This window comes from Luteimonas terrae, from assembly GCF_004358165.1.
GTDB lineage: Bacteria > Pseudomonadota > Gammaproteobacteria > Xanthomonadales > Xanthomonadaceae > Luteimonas > Luteimonas terrae.
The window spans coordinates 123,508-141,103 of sequence record NZ_SMTG01000004.1 but is presented as its reverse complement, the minus strand read 5'-3'; the positions used below and the strand labels follow the sequence as shown (position 1 = coordinate 141,103).

At 69.7% G+C, this 17,596-nt stretch carries 14 protein-coding genes; 2 read left to right on the top strand and 12 right to left on the bottom strand.

Going from position 1 to position 17,596, the window contains the following annotated elements; genetic code table 11:
- Positions 1 to 3: 3 nt before the first annotated feature.
- From E2F49_RS09830 to E2F49_RS09810, 5 genes are read right to left on the bottom strand one after another with little or no spacing between them, the layout of a single operon-like run.
- Entirely contained in the window at positions 4 to 1,260 is a 1,257-nt protein-coding gene (locus tag E2F49_RS09830; RefSeq protein ID WP_133394096.1) for a cation:proton antiporter, read from the bottom strand.
- Between the two features lie 16 nt (positions 1,261 to 1,276).
- A complete protein-coding gene (locus E2F49_RS09825; protein ID WP_133393732.1) occupies positions 1,277 to 2,932 on the bottom strand; it encodes an NAD(P)/FAD-dependent oxidoreductase in 1,656 nt (551 codons plus the stop codon).
- Entirely contained in the window at positions 2,932 to 3,759 is an 828-nt protein-coding gene (locus E2F49_RS09820) for a glycosyltransferase family 2 protein (RefSeq protein ID WP_133393731.1), read from the bottom strand. The genes E2F49_RS09825 and E2F49_RS09820 overlap by 1 nt, the downstream gene beginning before the upstream one ends.
- Positions 3,756 to 4,571, bottom strand: a complete 816-nt coding sequence (locus tag E2F49_RS09815; RefSeq protein ID WP_133393730.1) for a beta-ketoacyl synthase chain length factor — start codon at positions 4,569 to 4,571, stop codon at positions 3,756 to 3,758. Before E2F49_RS09815 ends, E2F49_RS09820 begins: the two co-directional genes overlap by 4 nt.
- Positions 4,568 to 5,767 carry a beta-ketoacyl-[acyl-carrier-protein] synthase family protein gene (locus E2F49_RS09810; protein WP_133394095.1) on the bottom strand — a complete coding sequence of 400 codons (1,200 nt, stop codon included), beginning with the start codon at positions 5,765 to 5,767 and terminating at the stop codon, positions 4,568 to 4,570. Before E2F49_RS09810 ends, E2F49_RS09815 begins: the two co-directional genes overlap by 4 nt.
- Before the next feature lie 131 nt (positions 5,768 to 5,898).
- Between E2F49_RS09810 and E2F49_RS09805 the strand changes: the two genes are divergently transcribed.
- Positions 5,899 to 6,603, top strand: a complete 705-nt coding sequence (locus tag E2F49_RS09805) for a YdcF family protein (protein WP_055251415.1) — start codon at positions 5,899 to 5,901, stop codon at positions 6,601 to 6,603.
- Between the two features lie 46 nt (positions 6,604 to 6,649).
- On the opposite strand, the gene E2F49_RS09800 is transcribed toward E2F49_RS09805, so the two are convergent.
- The 6 genes from E2F49_RS09800 to E2F49_RS09775 all read right to left on the bottom strand — a co-directional run bounded on the left by E2F49_RS09800 (position 6,650) and on the right by E2F49_RS09775 (position 15,280).
- The gene (locus E2F49_RS09800) at positions 6,650 to 8,446 is read right to left on the bottom strand and encodes a DUF885 domain-containing protein (RefSeq protein WP_133393729.1); all 1,797 of its coding nucleotides are present in this window, start codon (positions 8,444 to 8,446) and stop codon (positions 6,650 to 6,652) included.
- 70 nt (positions 8,447 to 8,516) lie between these two features.
- Entirely contained in the window at positions 8,517 to 9,020 is a 504-nt protein-coding gene (locus E2F49_RS09795) for a cytochrome c oxidase assembly factor Coa1 family protein (protein WP_133393728.1), read from the bottom strand.
- An 11-nt stretch (positions 9,021 to 9,031) separates the two neighbouring features.
- The gene (locus E2F49_RS09790; RefSeq protein ID WP_133393727.1) at positions 9,032 to 11,299 is read right to left on the bottom strand and encodes a S9 family peptidase; all 2,268 of its coding nucleotides are present in this window, start codon (positions 11,297 to 11,299) and stop codon (positions 9,032 to 9,034) included.
- Between the two features lie 64 nt (positions 11,300 to 11,363).
- Positions 11,364 to 11,714 (bottom strand): hypothetical protein, encoded by a 351-nt coding sequence (locus E2F49_RS09785; protein WP_133393726.1) that lies wholly within the window; start codon positions 11,712 to 11,714, stop codon positions 11,364 to 11,366.
- A 76-nt stretch (positions 11,715 to 11,790) separates the two neighbouring features.
- Complete coding sequence (locus E2F49_RS09780) at positions 11,791 to 12,486, bottom strand: glutathione binding-like protein (RefSeq protein ID WP_133393725.1); 696 nt, start codon at positions 12,484 to 12,486, stop codon at positions 11,791 to 11,793.
- Positions 12,487 to 12,679: 193 nt separating this feature from the next.
- Positions 12,680 to 15,280, bottom strand: coding sequence for a glycoside hydrolase family 3 protein (locus E2F49_RS09775; RefSeq protein ID WP_243713557.1), 2,601 nt, complete (start codon positions 15,278 to 15,280; stop codon positions 12,680 to 12,682).
- Between the two features lie 202 nt (positions 15,281 to 15,482).
- On the opposite strand from E2F49_RS09775, the gene E2F49_RS09770 reads away from it, so the two are divergent.
- Positions 15,483 to 16,490, top strand: a complete 1,008-nt coding sequence (locus tag E2F49_RS09770; RefSeq protein ID WP_133393724.1) for a LacI family DNA-binding transcriptional regulator — start codon at positions 15,483 to 15,485, stop codon at positions 16,488 to 16,490.
- 16 nt (positions 16,491 to 16,506) lie between these two features.
- On the opposite strand, the gene E2F49_RS09765 is transcribed toward E2F49_RS09770, so the two are convergent.
- Entirely contained in the window at positions 16,507 to 17,523 is a 1,017-nt protein-coding gene (locus E2F49_RS09765) for a cupin-like domain-containing protein (RefSeq protein ID WP_133393723.1), read from the bottom strand.
- Between the last annotated feature and the right edge of the window lie 73 nt (positions 17,524 to 17,596).

Genomic DNA, 17,596 nt, shown 5'->3' with positions numbered 1-17,596 from the left:
TACTCAGCGCGGCCTGGACCGATCGGCCAGTGCCGCGCCTTCGCCGCGGCGCGCCCACAACGACAGCAGCGGCGAGGTCATGACCGTCGTGACGAGGGTCATGCCGAACATCAGCGTGAACAGTTCCGGCCCGATGAGGCCGGCATCCAGACCGATCTTCAGCACCACCAGTTCCATCAGTCCGCGCGCATTGATCAGCGACCCGACGGCGAAGCTGTCGCGCCAGTCATAACCCGACAGCCGCGCGCCGATGGTCCCGCCGAGCATCTTGCCGGCGATCGCGACCGACAGGATCAGCGCGAACGCGCCAAGCCCCGCGCCGACGAAGGCCTCGGGCGTGGTGTTGAGGCCGGCCAGCGCGAACACGATCGGCATCAGCAGCAGCATCGACACCGGTTCGAACGCCTTGGCCAGGTGGTGCACCAGCCTGTTGTCGCGCGGCAGGCAGACGCCGAACACGAAGGCGCCGAACACCGCGTGCAGACTGATCGCCTCGGCGAAGGCCGCGCAGCCGACCAGGCCGATCAGGATCGCGACCAGTGTGCCGCGGGTGGGGGCGCCGTCTTCGTCGCAGCCGCGCTTCAGAAGCCACGCATACAGCGGCTTGAGCACGAGGAACGCGACCGCGACCAGGATCAGCGCACCAGTCGCCGCCACTTCGATGCCCGGACCGGTGTGGCCACCGGCCAGCGTCAGCACCAGTGCCAGGAAGATCCAGACGAAGCCGTCGTCGATGATCGCCGCGCTCATCGCCAGACGGCCTGCGCGCGTCTGGGTGAGGTTGCGATCCTTGAGGATGCGCGCCAGCACCGGAAACGCGGTGACCGACATCGCGGCGGCGATGAACAATGCGAACGGCCAGAAGCCAAGGCCCTCCGGCGCGAAGCGCGGATGCAGCCAGGGCGAGATCGCCAGGCCCATCGCCAGCGGCAAGGAGATCCCCAATGCACCGACGAGGCCGGCTGCGCGCACCTGCGCCTTCGTGCCCTCGACCGCGCGCAGTTCCGCGCCGACCACGAACATGAAGAGCACCAGGCCGAGCGTCGCCAGCGCCGACAGCGGCGGCAGCGACGCGGCGGGAAACAGCGCGGCGTGCGCCTCCGGCATCCACGCGCCGAACACCACCGGGCCGAGCAGCAGGCCGGCGGCCATCTCGCCGATCACCGCCGGTTGCCCGAAATGGCGGAGTACCCAACCGCAGAGGCGTGCGGCCAGCAGGATGACGGCCAACTGCAACAACAGGAGCGTGGTCATGCGCAGTGCTCCGGCAGGCGGATCAGGCGGCGTCGGCGTACCAGTTCGCGCCCAGCGACACCGGCACATCGGTGGTGTCGGCGAGCAGTGCGTCGAGGCCGTGATCGTCGATGTCGGCGTGATCCTGGCGGGCGCGGCCGAGGATCTCGGCGGCCAGCCAGCGCATGCGCGCGACGTTGTCGGCGATGCGGGCGACGAAGGCTTCGGTGTCGAGCGTGTCGTTGAGCGCGCTGTTCATCTCGCGGAACCAGCCGATGTGGAACTGGTCGAGCAGGCGCGAGGCCGGCGCCCGGCCTCGCGCGGTGTTGCGCGCGCCCCATTCGCGCAGCAGCGGCTGCAGCGCCAGGTTCAACGCACGTGCTTCATTGAATGCCGGGCGCAGGCGGCCCAGCGTCGCCAGGTCGGTCAGGCGCTCGGCGAAGAACAACGGCGCCAGCAGCGCCCAGTAATAGGTGTAGTCCCAGATCACCTTGACCGGCATGACCTGCTCGTCGCCGAACAGCGGGTACTGGTCCTGGTAGAGGGTGAGCGTGTTCTCGTAGAACGAGAAATACAGCTGCTGGTAGAGCTCGGCGTAGGGGCCGATGTCGGTGCCCGCGCGTTCCTTCTCGATCAGGTCGCAGATGTAGGTGTTGCTGATCGCGATGAAGTCGCTGCCCGGCGAATAGAACGGATCGAGGAACAGTCCGGCCTCGCCCGTCAGTGCCCAGCGGTTGCGCGAGAACACCTGCTTCACGCCGTAGGAGAAGTGCCGCAGGAACAGGAAGTCCTGCAGCGTGTGCTCGGTACTGTCGAGGCTGGCGGCGACCTGTGGCTGGTGCGTGCGCAGCCAGTCCATCGCCTTGGCGTGGGTGTTCATGGTGTCGAGCGGGTGCATGTCCGCGTCGCAGACGATGCCCAGCGAATGCGCGCCCGACGACAGCGGAATCAGCCAGAACCAGTAGCCCGGGCCGCACATGTGGTTGGTCGAACGCCAGCGGTCCGGCGGATCGCAGCGCTGCAGCCAGTGCGCATCCTGCGACCAGCTGTTGGGATCGACGATGCCGTCCACGCGCCACCACACGGCATTGGCGTTGTGGTCGTTCGCCATCGCCAGATCGAGCTTGCGCTTGACGAGGCCTGCGCGGCCGCTGGCGTCGACCAGCCAGCGGCAGGTAACGGTATGCGTTTCGCCGGCCTGTTCGATGCGGACCGCGTGGTCGCCGTCGTCATCGGCGATGTCGAGGCCGCGCACCACCGCGTCGTCGTCGAAACGCACGCCCAGTGCACGTGCGCGCTCGCCCAGATGGTTCTCGAAGCGGCCGCGGTCGATCTGCCACGAGGGCGTGGGCATCAGCTGGCTGACGCCGAGCTCGGTGCAGCGGTCGACCTTGTCGGCGCCTTCGGAAAAGAAGAAGCGGAACCCGAACTTGCGGATCTGCTCGGTCTCCAGATGCTCGCGCAGGCCCAGCGTGTGCGCGAAGTAATGTGCGCCGATCTCGACACTCGATTCGCCGACCTTGTGCGCAGCCTCGCGCACCGGATGCGCGCGCCGCTCGATCACCGTCACCGCGAGGTCGGGATGGCGCTGGCGCAGCTGCATCGCCAGGGTGAGGCCGGCCAGACCGCCCCCGAGAATCGCCACGTCCGCGTGGTGATCGCGCGGTCCGGTGGTACGGGTGTCGGCGGCGTCGTGCATCAACCTGCTCCTTGGATGGGTTCGGGGGCGAGCACGGCGTCGGTGTCGGCGCCGGGGTCGTAGATCACGGGGGGATGCGCGCGCGTGTCGCGATAGACGCGCAGGAGCTGACCATGCGACACCACCTGCCCGATGACGTGCGAGGTGATGTTGTACAGGTCGCGGAACAGGCGGAAATGGCTCTTGCGGAACTGCTCGTCGGAATCCGCGCAGTGGTAGCGCGTCTCCACCGGCACCGACACCACGCCGCATCCCAGCTTGCGCGCGGCGCTAATCAGGATCTGCGCTTCGAACACGAAGCCTTCGCCGGGCACGTCGTCGAGCGCGAGCACCGAAGCCGGATACAGCCGCTGGCCGCTCTGCGTGTCGACCATGCGGTAGCCGCAGCCCCAGGCGATGCCCCAGTCGCCGAAGTCGTTGCCGATGCGGCGGTACCAGGGCTGGGTGCCGCGCTTCTTCAGCCGCGCGCCGTTGACGATGCAGTCGGGGTGCGCATTGGCCGCGGCGATCAGGCGCGGAATGTCGCTGGCGCGGTGCTGGCCGTCGCCGTCCATCGTCACCACGGCCGCGAAGCCCCGGCGGCGCGCTTCGGCGAAACCGTCGCGCAGCGCCTGCCCCTTCCCCATGCGCCGGGTGTGGCGCAACAGCGTGACCGGCAGTGCGGCGACGATGTCGGGCGTGGCGTCGTCGGAGCCGTCGTCCACCACGATCACGTGTTCGCTGTACACCAGCGCTTCGCTGACGACCTCGTCGATGCGCAGCGCCTCGTTGAGCGCCGGAATCACGATCGCGACGTTGCCGCGATGCAGATGCGGCTGGCCGGTCATGACTGCGCGTCCGCGCGTGCGCCGTCGATCTCCACCGACAGCGTGCGATGCGGCCCCGCGCGCAGGACCGCGCGCGAACCGCCGGTGGCCAGTGCGTCGAACAGCGGCAGCATCTGCGCCATCGCGTTGGCCTGCGCCTGCGTGCCGAGCGGGCCGGGCAGGTCGAGATCGGTGCCGTCGCGCAGCGTGGCGGTCAGGCGCGGGCCGGCGCCGTCGCGCGTGAGTACCAGCGCCGCGCCGAGCAGGCCTTCGCTGTGCGTCAGCGTGCCCAGCGGGCCGCTGGACGCGGTGTCGTAGGCGACCAGCAGCACCGCCGGCGCGCCCGTCGCCAGCTGCATCATCGCTTCGATCAGGCCCTGCGCGAAGGTCGCGTCGTAGGCGCTGATCGCGGTCGTCGCTTCGGTGCAGCCGGTGCCGATGGTCCAGTAGCCGGCCGCGGCGTTGTGCACCGAGTTGTGGAATTTCGTCGGCGAGATCGCGGTGGGATCGGCCGCCAGCGTGTCGCACATGTAATCGGTGATGCCCAGGTCACCGTGCGTCGAGGCGAATACCGACGGCAGCGTCTCCGGCGCGATGTCCGCATCCCGGCACGCGGCCTGCGCCACGTCGAGTGCGACCGCGACCGAGCCGGGCGCGCGACGGCGTTCGTTCGGCGCCAGCAGCTGCGGCGACGGGCGCGACGGTGCCGATTCCGGACGCGAGCCGTCGGTCGCGAATGCGCGTGCGGTCGCCCAGTCCGGCAGGCCGTCGGCCCAGAAGCCGATGCCGGCGATCGTCGCCGACAGGGCGTTCGCTGCGGTCCCGGTGCTCATGCCGCCACCTTGCCGAACACCAGCGAACAGTTGTTGCCGCCGAAGCCGAAGGAATTGTTCATCGCGTAGCGGATGTCGGCCTCGGCATTGTCGAAGCGGATCTGCGGGCCGCAGGCGGGATCGCGCACCGTGCTGTCGAGGATGCCCGGCAGCAGACCGGTCTCCAGCGCCAGCAGCGCGACGACGGATTCCACGATGCCGGCCGCGCCCAGCGTGTGGCCGGTCCAGCCCTTGGTCGAACTGGCGTGCAGCGAGGCCGGGAACAGGGCATCGACGGCGCGCGCTTCGACCGAATCGTTGGCCGGCGTCGAGGTGCCATGCAGATTGAGATAGCCGACTTCGGCGGCATCGATGCCGGCACGTGCAAGGGCGCCGCGCATCGCCAGGGTCGCGCCGAGACCTTCGGGATGCGGCGCCGACATATGGTGGGCGTCGCTGGACTCGCCGTAGCCGCGCAGCTGCAGGCCGGTCTCGCCGGGCGCGGCGCGTTCCAGCAACGCGAAGCCGCCGGCCTCGCCGAGCGACAGGCCGTCACGCGTGGCATCGAAGGGACGGCAGCGCTCGATCGACACCAGGCCCAGCGCGTTGAAGCCGAACAGCACGCTGCCGCACAGCGTGTCGACGCCGCCGACGAGTGCCGCATCGACGAGGCCGGCCTCGATCATCCGGGCCGCCTGCGCGAACACCTTGGCGCTCGACGAGCACGCGGTCGCCACCGTGATGCAGGGACCGCGCAACCCGGTGGCGTGCTGCAGGAAATCGCCGAGCGAATGCGGGGTGTGCACGATCGGGCGGGCCAGATCGTCGGGGAAGCGGCGCACGCCATCGTCGCCGGTCTCGGCCCGTGCATAGCCTTCCTCGCTCGCGCCGATGCTGGACGTCGACGTGCCGACGACCAGTGCGATGCGATCCGCGCCGTACTTGCCGACCAGCGCGTCGAGCGCGGCCTGCACGCCGTCCTGCTGCAGCGCCAGCCACGCCAGCCGGTTGTTGCGGCACTCCCAGCGCGACAGCGCCGAGGGCAGCGGGGCGTCTTCGACGCCGTCGACGCGGCCGATCCAGGTCGGCAGCGGCGTCGCGCCGAAATCGTTGCGGCGCAGACCGCCACGGCGCTCGCGCAGGGCCTGGGCCTGGGCGGCATTGCCCCGGCCGAGTGCGGTGGTGGCGGTGAACGCCCGGATGGCGATCGCCGGCATCGGCGACGGAGACAACGGTTCAGGCACGCAGCAGGTCCGGGGCAATCAAGCGCCCGAGTATAGCCACAGGGCGGTGAGGCTAGACTGCAGGGTCCGCCCCGGCCCGGACGCCTTGCAGACCCCCTCGCGCGATGGCCCGCACCCGCCTGCTGCACCGCCTGAACATGCTGTCCGATCGCGATGCGCTGCATACGCTCGCGGTGACCGCGGCGGCCTGTCTGCTGAGCTGCGGACTGGTCTACCTGGGCTATGTCGTCCACGTGTGGCGGGTGGCCCGCAACGCGCCCAGCGTGCCGGTGCGCGGCGAATGCGTGCTGGTGTTCGGCAAGCATGCGCCGCAGGGCCGGCTGGATGCCGACTTCCAGGCCCGGCTGTCGCGCGCGGCCTCGCTGTGGACCTCGCACACGCCGGCCAGCGTGCTGCTGCTCGGCGGCGGCCCCGCCGGCCGGCCGACCGAGGCGGCCCTCGCCCGCGATGCGCTGCACGCGCTCGGCGTGCCGGACGACGCGCCGCTGGTGCTCGAGGACGCTTCGCGCGACACGCTGCAGAACCTGCGCAATGCCCGCAGCCTGCTGACCGCCGCGGCGGTCGATCCCGACGCGCCGCACCGGCAGGTCACCCTGCTCAGCAGCCGCTACCACCTCGCGCGCTGCGCCCTGTTCGCCCGCGGCCTCGGGCTGGACTGGGAACTGTGCGCGGCTGAACCTGCGCTGCCGTGGCACCCGGCGACGCTGTGGCGCATCGCCGGCGAGGCGGCCTACGTCTGCTGGCTCGACATCGGCGCGCGCTGGGCGCGGCTGATCGGCCATGAACGGATCCTGGCGCGGCTGCGCTGAGGGCGCCGCGTTCCGCGCTGTCCGGCGCGGAACGGGCACAAGCCGCTCAGCGCCTCAACTGCGCCGGAATGAACGTGGTCTCCACCGCTTCGGCCAGCTGGTCGGGCGGCAGCAGACCCTGGTCGAGCAGGAAATTGTTGAAGGCGCGGCGATCGAACTTCTCGCCCAGCGCAAGCTCGGTGCGCATGCGCAGTTCGAGGATGCGGGTGTAGCCGTAGAAGTAGCTGGTCGCCTGACCCGGCGCGTTGAAGGTGTAGCGGTCCAGCTCCTGGCGCGCCATCGCGGGCGACAGCATGACCTCTTCGGTCAACACGCGGCCGGCGCGCTCGCGGTCGATCAGGCCCAGGTTGAGCATCGGATCGAGCATCGCGCGGGCGGCGCGCAGCAGGCGGAACTGCAGCGCGATCAGCTGGCCGTCGAGGGGCTCGTACGGCACCAGTTCGGCCTCGGCATACAGCGCCCAGCCTTCGACGTTGACCGAGTTGAACGCGAACATCGAGCGCGCCAGCGACACGCCGCGCTCGACCATCGCGGTGAACTGCAGTTCGTGGCCGGGACGGCCTTCGTGCGCCGAGAGCGTCCAGCGCACGGCGTCGAAGTTGAAGTCGTCGTAGGCATCGCCCGCGCCGTCGCCGCCCGGATTGCCCAGCGGCAGCACGAAGGTGCCCTGCTGCCCGGTATTGCCGACCAGCGGCGCGGGGCGGAAGTGCGGCGCCGGCGACGCCGCCGATTCGGCTTCCGAGCCCAGACGCATCTGCATCTGCCGCTGCGGCACGTCGACGATGTTCTCGCGCTCGATGATCGGGTCGATCGCGTCGATGACGTCGCGGTAGCTGGCTTCGAGCTCGTCGTTGGGAATCGTGTCGCGCTTGAGCGCGGTGATGACGCCGCGGTAGTCGGTCGCTGCAATGCCCTTCTCTTTCGCGACCAGCGGCGCGAGCTGCTGCATCTGCGCGCGGATTTCCATGAAGGCCAGTTGCGCGCGCTGCATCAGCAGCTGCGGGTCGACATCGGTGCCGTACTGCTTGAGCCCGAAGGCGTAGAGTTCGGGCGGCAGGCGCGTGTCTTCGCGCGCCTTCGGCAGCACCGTGCGGCGGGTCCAGTCGGCGTAGGCGGTGATTTCCTTAGCCATCGCATCGAGCGCCGGTTCGGCACCTTCGATCTTGTATTCCTCGAACAGTTCGCGGATGCCGGCGATGTAGGTGTCGGCGCTGTCGAGCGCGCGCTGCACTTCGAGCTTCGTCGGCTGCAGCAGCTCGGGATTCGACAGGCGCTCCTCGTAGCGCTGGCGCGCGAGCGTGGTGATGGGCGTGCTGCCTTCGGTCAGGCCGGCGTAGCGCTGGAGGCGCGCCAACGCGTGCGCGCGACGCTCGGGCGGCGTCTGCGCCGACAGCAGGCCGTTGATGCCGCTGAAGACCAGCTCCGGCGCATCGGTCCACGGCAGCAGGTAGCACTCCTCGAGCGTGCTGCCCTCGACGCTCTCGTCGATGCTCTTGAGCAGGATCTGCAGGTCCTGGCGCACGTTGGCGTCGCGCTCGAGTTCGAGCTGGGTCTGCAATTTGGCGCGCGCGCCGGCCATCGCCGTGCGATATCGGGCGGCATTGTCCGGTCCGAAATCGGCGACCTGGTCGTCGTAGCCCGGAATGCCGAAGAAGCCGGCCGACTCGGGCTGGAACGGCGCCTGCGCGTCGATCAGGATCTGCGCCAGTGCGTTGCTGCGTGCGACCCAGGCGGGAGCGGCCGCCTGCGATGCGGCCGTGGCGGCCTTGGCCTCGTCGGTGTGGGCGAACGCGGCGAACGGCGTGGCGAGCGACAGGGCGATCGCGAGGACGAGGGGTTTCATGCGGGGCTCCGGGCGGCAGGTCAGGCGCCGACCGTATGCGCTCGTGCGCGCGCGGGCAATGGCCCGGATGTCACGGTGCCGATGCGGCGTGGTGTTCGACCGGCTCGTGCTCGTCGGCGATCAGGATCGCGTCGTCCACACCGCCGCCCTCGGGCACGAAGACCAGCGATTCCCAGGTCCAGGCGCCGAGTCTTCGATCGGCCGTCGCGACAAGGTGGCCTTCGCCGCGCGGGCCGGACAAGCCGATGACCAGATCGGCGCGGCCGGAGCCGCCGTCCTCGTTGGACCGGCTGATCGACCCCATCGGCATGAAGCCCGCTTCGACCGGCTCGCCCAGCGCCGCCACGAGTTCGGGATGTGCGACCGCGCGCGCCATCGCGTCGCGGTAGACGTCCGACCCCATCATCGTGCCGCGCAGCGCGAACAGCAGTCCCGCCGCGCACGCGACGAGCATCGCGAACACGCCCACCACCACGACCGGCAATGCCCATTTCCAGTGGCGCTGCCACCAGCCGCGCGGCGCCGCTGCCGCGGGCGGTACGTGCGGCGGCAACGGCGGCGGGCGCGTCGACATGCGCGTGTTCCTCAGGGCGTCAGGCAACGTGCGAGGAAGGCCTCGCTGGTGCGATAACGGTGCAGCGCGTCGCGGCCGCGCAGACCGTGCTTGGCGCCGGGATAGGTCATCAGCTCGAACGGCGTGCCGGCCTGCTGCAGCTGGCTCATCAACTGCGTGGCGTTGGTGAACAGTACGTTGTCGTCGGCCATGCCGTGGATCAGCAGCAGCGCGTTCGGCTTGATGTTGCCGGCGTGGGTGAAGACGCTGGCCTCGCGATAGCCGGCGACGTTGGCCTTGGGCAGGTTCATGTAGCGCTCGGTGTAGTGCGTGTCGTAGAGCGCCCAGTCGGCGACGGGCGCGCCGGCGATGCCGCAGGCATAGGCTTCCGGCGCCTTGGCCAGCAGCATCAGCGTCATGTAGCCGCCGTTCGACCAGCCGTTGACCGCGATGCGGTTGCCGTCCACCCACGGCTGCGACTTCAGCCACTCGACGCCGCGCAGCTGGTCCTCGACCTCCACCGTGCCCTGGCGCTGGTACAGCGCACCGACGAAATCGCGGCCGCGACGCGGCGTGCCGCGGTTGTCGAGCGAGAAGACCACGTAGCCCTGCTGGGCGAGGTACTGGTGGAAGCTCGCATCCGCGCGCCCCGGCCAGCTGTCGAGCACGGTCTGGGCGGCCGGGCCGCCGTAGACGAACACCACGACCGGATGCGGCTTCGTCTCGTCGAAATCCGCCGGCTTGATCAGCGAGTAGTGCAGCGGCGTGCGGCCGTCGGCGGCGGTCAGCGTGCCGAACTCGGTCGGACGCTGCGCGGCGCGGAACGGGGCGTAGGGATGGTCGGCGGCCGACAGGTCGTTTTCGACCAGCGTGGCGAGCTTCGTGCCATCGGCGCGATGCAACGCAATCTGCGGCGGCGTGGTGGTGTTCGACCAGCTGTCGACGTAGACCGACGCGTTGCGCGCGAAGCTGGCGCCATGCATGCCGGGCTCGGTCGACAGCGCGGTATAGGCGCGCTTGCCGTCGAGTCCGACGCTGTAGATTCGCGACTGGGTCGCACGCGGCACGGCTTTGCCGTCCTCGAACACCATGCCGGCGCGGAAGTAGGCCAGACCGGCCGCCTCGTCGACGGCCAGCAGCTCGTCCACCGGCCACGCGCCCTGCGTGAGCTGTGTCATGCGGCGGCCGTCTTCGGACGCGAGGTACAGATGCTCGTAGCCGTCGCGTTCGGACGACCAGACGAACCGGCCATCGTCGAGAAAGCGCAGGCTGTCGTGCAGCGGCACCCAGGTGCGGCTGCGCTCGGTGACCAGGGTGCGCTGCGCGCCGGTGGCCAGCGTGGTCTCGATCAGCTCCAGCGTCTGCTGGTCGCGTGACTGGCGCTGGAAGGTCAGGCGCTGCGCATCACGCCACTGGACGCGGGCGAGATAGATGTCGGTCTCCTTGCCGAGATCGACGTCGCGCGCCTCGCCGCCCTGCGGCGCGACGACGTGCAGCGTGACGCGCACGTTGTCGTCGCCGGCAGCCGGATACCGCTGTTCGACGACTTCGGTGCGGTCGGGATAGACCTCGTAGCGCTTCTGCACCGGCACCGGCGATTCGTCGATGCGTGCATACGCGATCGCGCTGTCGTCGGGCGCCCACCAGTAGCCGGTGTGGCGGTTCATTTCCTCGTCCGCAACGAACTCGGCGACGCCGTTGCCGATGACGTCGCTGCCGTCGGTCGTGAGCTGGCGCTCGGCGCCCGTGGCGAGATCGATGACCCACAGGTTGCGCGCGCGCACGAAACTGACGAAGCCGCCCTGCGGCGAGACCTTGGGGTCGGTGGCGAAGCCGCCGCCGTCGGTGAGCTTGCGCACCGCGTCGGTGCCGGTCTTCGACAGGTCGTAGAGATACAGCTCGCCGCCGAGCGGGAACAACAGCCGCTGCGCGTCCGGTGCCCACTGGTAATCGACGATGCCCGACTGGCCGGCGATGCGCTGGCGTTCGCGGCGCGCCTTCTCGGCATCGCTGAGCGTCTCCTCGCCGGGTAGCACGATCTTGGAATCGACCAGCATGCGCGTCTGCCCGCTGGCGGTGTCGTATTCCCACAGGTCGAGCTGGTTGCGGTTCGCGTCCTTGCCGCGCAGGAACGTCACGCGCGAGCCGTCCGGTGCGACCTGCGGCTTCATCAGCGTCGGACCCGACAGCGGCGCATCGCCGGTGATGGCTTCGAGGGTGAGGCCGGTATCGGGTGGTGTGGTGGCGAGCGCGGAGGTGGTGGCGAACATCAGGGCGGCGGCAGCGAGTACGGAGCGCATGGCAGGTCCAGTGGAGCGATGCGGGGAGTGTATCGGGTCCCCGCACCGCGCCTGCCGCGGCGCATCAGCCGGCCGCGCAGGCCTCGCGGCGCACCGTGCTGTCCGACCAGCCCCACATCCGATGCACCTGCGGCTGGAAGATGTGCAGCGCGTGGCCACACATTGCGGCCGCTTCGGGCGGCACGCAGGCGGCATGGGCGCCGTCGGCGGCGATGTACCACCGCGCCAGCGCCGGCGCGGTGGGGACATGGGCGAGCGTCAGCAGTTCCGCTGCAACTTCCGGCGGGTCGATGCGCTGCCAGCCGGGACCCGCGAGCGCGTCACAACGCGCGATGTCGGCTGCAACGGGTGATTGGGAAGTCGAGACGCAGCCTGCGAGCAGGCAGGCTGTCGTGAGCATGGCGATCGATCGCATCGGTCGTCCCTGATCCGGTGGGTCGGCCGATGCTAGGCGGGAATGCGTGGCGATGCATCCCGCCATGCGGTGCCGATCAGCGACGGCCCTGCCCGAACAGCAGTTTCTTCTCGTCGTCGCTCATCGCCTTGCCGGCGTCGGGATTGATCTCTTTCGCCTTCGCATAGGCGCGTGCGGTGGCCGGGCGGGCCTTGATCGCGGCGTGCCAGCGCTGCACCTCCGGATACGGCGTCATGTCGATCGGGGCCTTGTCGTAGACGCCGATCCACGGATACGTGGCCATGTCGGCGATCGAGTACGCGTTGCCGGCGATGAAGTCGCGGCCCTTCAGGTGCGTGTCGAGCACCTGCAGCAGGCGGTTGGCCTCGTTGGTGTAACGCTCGATGGCATACGGAATCTTTTCCGGGGCGTAGACGTTGAAGTGTCCGTACTGGCCGGTCATCGGCCCGAGGCCGGCCATCTGCCAGAACAGCCATTCCAGCGTCTCGATGCGCACGCGCGGATCGGTCGACAGGAACTGCCCGGTCTTCTCGGCCAGGTACAGCAGGATGGCGCCGGACTCGAACACCGTCTGGAGCTTGCCGCCGTCGGCGGGCGCGTGGTCGACGATCGCCGGCATCTTGTTGTTCGGCGAGAACGCGAGGTATTCGGGCCTGAACTGGTCGCCCTTGCCGATATTGACCGGGTGGATGCTGTAGTCGAGACCGGCTTCTTCGAGGAACAGGGTGACCTTGTGGCCGTTGGGGGTGGGCCAGTAGTGGAAATCGATCATGGGACAGCGCTCCGCAGGCAGGTGCGTCGAGTCTAGGCGCGTGACCCGTGGCCGGCGTGGAGGCAGGGCGCACGCAGCGTTGCGGTGGTGGGGCTTGGGGCGCGGAGATGACGACGCCGCCTGTATGGGCGGCGTCTGTGGTGAACGACGCCCTCCCCCGCAGGCGGGGGGAAGGCGTGGATCGCTTCAGCGCTTACTGCGTCTTGCAGTCGAGCCGGTGCGTCGCCTCGGTGCCGATGCGGATATCGGCCATGCCGAGCGTCAGACCGGCCGGCGCACGGATCGCGAACGGGGTGCTGACGCGCGCGGCATCGAGGCCGGCCGTGGTCAGGCACTTCAGCGGCACGCCGGCCGTCACCCACTCGCCGCGCGGCAGCGTCGACAGCCACTGGCCGATCGGCAGTTCGGCCTTGCAGCCTTCGCCGCAGCCGGCGAACAGCACGACGTCGTTCGAAGCGGGCAGGGCATCCACGCGCAGCGTCGCCAGCAGCAGCGAATCACCATTGGTTTCGCGGGCCAGATCGAACGGCGAATGCGACAGCAGTTCGGCGGTGGCATTGCCGGTCCAGGTCAGCAGGCGCGCGCCCTCCTGGGTCTTGTAGTCGACCGCGGCCAGCGTGAGCGTGCCGTCCGGCGTGGCGACGCGCGGATGCAGCACGTCGGCGCCGCGGCCGTCGGCGCCGGTCACGACCAGGCGCAGGCCCGGGCCGGGCACACCGCGTGCGAAGTAGCCGGCCTCCTTGCCGTCCTCGGCGCTGACGCCGGACTCTTCCGGCAGCGGCGCGAGGTTGCCGTCATCGGCGTAGGTCAGGCCGTGGCCGAACGCGAACAGCGGGTCGTAGCCCTCCATGCCGACGTTGTTGACGTACTGGTCGCCGCGGCGCGGCCACGAGAAGCTCAGCTTGCCCTTGAAGTCGTGTTGCGGCTTACCGTCCGCGCCCTGCAGCAGCACGTCGGCGACGCCCGCGCCTTCCGAGCCCGGCAGCCACGCGGCGACGAAAGCGTTGGACGCGTTGATCTCGCGGTTCATCCACAGCGGACGACCGCTCAGGAACACCGACACCACCGGAATGCCTTCTGCGCGCAGGCGCTTGACCAGTTCGAGGTCCGCATCGTTGCCGGGCTTGTAGAGCAGGTTGGGCAGGTCGCCGAGGAATTCCGCATACGGGTCTTCGCCGAACACGACGATCGCCACGTCCGGCTTCTGCCGGTACTTGCCATCCACCGCGAGCTGCGCGGTACCGCCGGCCGCGGTGACCTGGGCGCGGATGCCGTCCCAGATGGTGTCGGCGTTCGGGTAATCGGCGCGCTTGGTGCCGGTGCCCTGCCAGTTGAGCGTCCAGCCGCCGGACTGCTTGCCCATGTCGTCGGCGCCGTCGCCAGCGACGAGCACGCGCTGCTTCGGCGCCAGCGGCAGCACGCCGTCGTTCTTCAGCAGCACCAGCGATTCGCGCACCGCGCGGCGCGCGACTTCGCGATGCTCGGGCGCGCCGAGCAGTTCGAACTTGCCGCCGAGCGCGCGCTCTGATGGCCTGGGCGCATCGAACAGCCCCATGCGGAACTTGACGCGCAGGATGCGGCGCACGGCATCGTCGAGGCGCGCCATCGGAATCTCGCCCGACTGCACGTGCTTGACCGTGCTGTCGTACAGGCCGCGCCAGCTGTCGGGCGCCATCGCCATGTCGAGGCCGGCGTTGAAGGTGGACGCGCAATCGGTGGTGGTGCAGCCCGGCAGCTGGCCGTGGCCGTTCCAGTCGCCGACGACGAAACCGCCGAAGTTCATCCGGTCCTTGAGCACATCGGTCAGCAGCGCCTTGTGTCCGTGCATGCGCTGGCCGTGCACGCTGTTGAACGAGGCCATGACCGCCTGCGCGCCCGCGGCGATCGCCGGCGGATAGCCCGCGCCGTGGATGTCGCGCAGCTGCGCCTCGGTGACCGCGGTTTCGCCCTGGTCCTTGCCGCCGGCGGTGCCGCCGTCGCCGAGGTAATGCTTCACCGAGACCATGACGTGGTGGTCGTCGAGGAAATCGGGCGAGCCGGCCTTGCCCTGCATGCCTTCGACGACGGCCGGCGCAAACGCCGCGACGACGTCCGGCGATTCGGAGTAGCCCTCGTAGGTGCGGCCCCAGCGGTCGTCCTGCGGCACGGCGACGGTCGGCGCGAACGCCCACTCCATGCCGGTGGTGCGGGTTTCGATGGCGGTGACGCGGCCGATCTCGCGCATCAGCTCGGCATTGCGCGTCGCGCCCAGACCGATGTTGTGCGGGAACAGCGTCGCGCCGACGATGTTGCTCTGCCCGTGCACGGCGTCGATGCCGAAGATCACCGGGATCGCCTTGCCGCCGCCCGAGGTGTCCATCGACGCTTCCCAGAACGCGTCGGCCAGCGCCAGCCACTCGGCGGGCGTGGCGTCGTAGCGGCCGCCCGGGTCGGAGTTGCCGCCGGCGAGGATCGAGCCCAGGCGGTACTTGCGCAGGTCGTCCGGCGTGATGTCGGCGATGTCGCCCTGGACGATCTGGCCGACCTTCTCCTCGACGGTCATCGTCGCCATCAGTTCGGTGATCTTCTGCTCCATCGCCGCGTCTTCGGCCAGCGGCCACGCGGTGTCGGGCCAGTTCGCCGGGTCGATCGCGCCGGCATCCGCCGGGGCCGCGGCAGGCGCCCCGGGCGTAGCGGCGGCGACGGGCGTCTCGTCGCGCGCGCAACCGGCGCCGAACACGAGGGCGGCGAGCATCGCGGGCAACAGGGCGCGACGGACGGACGGGCGGGCGGCGGGGCGATGCGACTGGATCATCGAAGGGCTCCGGAAGGAGTGGAAGGCGGGCGCCAGGCTGCGAGGCAGCGATGACAGCGTTGTCAGCAGGCGGCAAGCATACCGGCGCGCGGCGGCACAGGCTTGCTGCAGGGCGTCATAGCGCGCCCGACGGAACGTACGTCGATGATGCACCGGGTCTGGCAGAATGCGCGACCGGGGCGGACAGGCCGGATTGAACAGCATGCGTGTGCGGATCGAGGATGTCGCCGAGGCGGCGGGCGTGTCGATGAAGACCGTCTCGCGCGTGCTCAACAACGAGCCGAACGTGTCGGAGCGCACGCGCGTGGCCGTCGAGGCTGCGGTGGAAAAGCTGCAGTACCGGCCGTTGGCATCGGCGCGGCTGCTCGCAGGCCGTCGCTCGTATCTCGTCGCGATGGTCTACGACAACCCGTCGAGCAACTACCTGATGGAGGTCGAGCTGGGCGTGCTCGACGCCTGCCAGTCGCAGCACTACAACCTGATGCTCGCGCCGGTCGACTACACGGCCAAGGACATCGTCGCCAAGGTCGAATCGATGATCACCCAGTCGCAGATCGACGGCGTGGTGTTGACGCCGCCGATCACCGACGACGTGAAGCTGCTCGCGCGCCTCGAGGCGCTCGGCATTCCCTACGCCAGCGTCTCGGCCAAGGAGGAGCACCGGCGCATCGGCGCGGTGGTCGACGAGCGCAGCGCCGCGCGCGACGTCGTGCTGCATCTCGCAGGGCTCGGCCATCGTCGCATCGCCCACATCAAGGGCCATGCCGCGCACGGTGCCAGCGCTTGGCGTCTGGCCGGTTATCGCGACGGCCTCAAGCAGGCCGGCCTCCCTTTCGATGCCTCCCTGGTCGTCGCGGGCAAGTTCTTCCACCAGTCGGGCGTCGACGCGACCAACAAGCTGCTGGATCTGCCGCAGCCGCCAACCGCGATCTTCGCCGCGAACGACGACATGGCAGCCGGCGCGATCTGCGCGATCTGCGAACGCGGCCTGTCGGTGCCGAAGGACGTGTCGGTCTGCGGCTTCGACGACATGCCCATCGCCCGCCACATCTATCCGGCGCTGACCACGGTGCGTCAGCCGAGCCGCGAGATGGGCCGCGTGGCCTGTCTGGAACTGCTCAAGGCGATCCGCGACGACAAGGCCGGCCAGACGCTGGAACTGCCCTACGAATTGCAGGTGCGCAGGTCGACGGGGCCGGTGAGGCGCTGAAGCGTCCGGTGTTGCCCTACCGCTCGAGGCGCTGACGCAGGAGGCGCCTCAGATTCGCGGCGCCGGCTTCATCGAAAGGCGCGAGCACACCGCGTGCGGTCTCGGGAATGTGCGCGCTAGTCGTGTGGTCCGCGTCGAAGACGTAGTGGTCGAACATGTGTTTCCAGTGCGCGCGCTCGTGCGCGGGCAACTGGCGGATCGCGAGCAGACCGGCCATCAACGCGTTCAATGGGGCGTCCATCCAGTCCGGCGTGCGTCGCCACCAGTAGTTCACCAGCACGTTGAAGCCGTCCAGCGCGTCGATGGCGTGCCACCACAAGCTGGGAATTAGGACCGCATCGCCGGGGCCGAGTTCGGCGACCTGCGCATGTGCCCAAGCCTCGCTGAAACGGGGAAATCGTTCGAGATCGGGCGCTTGCGGATCCACGAGGCTGACCGGCTGTCCGGCCGGCGTGACGTCGAGCGGACCGATGTAGAGGTTCCCGATCTGTTCCGGCGGAAACAGCGTGAAGCGACGGCGGCCCGCGACCACGCATGCGAGGTTGTCGGGTAGATCGTGATGCGCGGGCACGCGGGTGCGGTTGCCGATCCAGATGCTCGCCAGCGGCGTGCGATCACCGAAGTCGATGCGATTGTCGCGCGCGAAACCCGGAAACCAGGTATCGAGCGTGGTGGCACCGAGATAGATCATCGGCGCGTTCGCGTTGTCGAGTTCGCGTGCCAGCGTGGCGAGCGCGACCCCGGCCGGCACCTGTTCGTGGCGGAAGTTGAAGCCGCGCATCGATACGTCGTAGAAGATCCGGCCGCCTGCCTCCGGCGGCGCGATGGTCGCCGTCGCGGGCGCCGCGTCGCTGGCGAGTTCGCGCAGGTAGACGATCGCATCGAGCGGCCCCCGGCGCGAAGCGGCGACGGCAGGCCAACCCGCTGCGAGGCCGCGAATGACGACCGGCGTCGTGCTTTCGCGCAGGGCCTCGAGCGATGCGCCAGCAGGCGCTTCGGGAATGCGGGCGGGATCTGGAAGGCGGGCACGCATGGCGGATTCCCGTCAAAAGCGACGCCCGCATGATGCGCGATCATGCGGGCGTCGTCGTGTTGCAGTGTGTCGC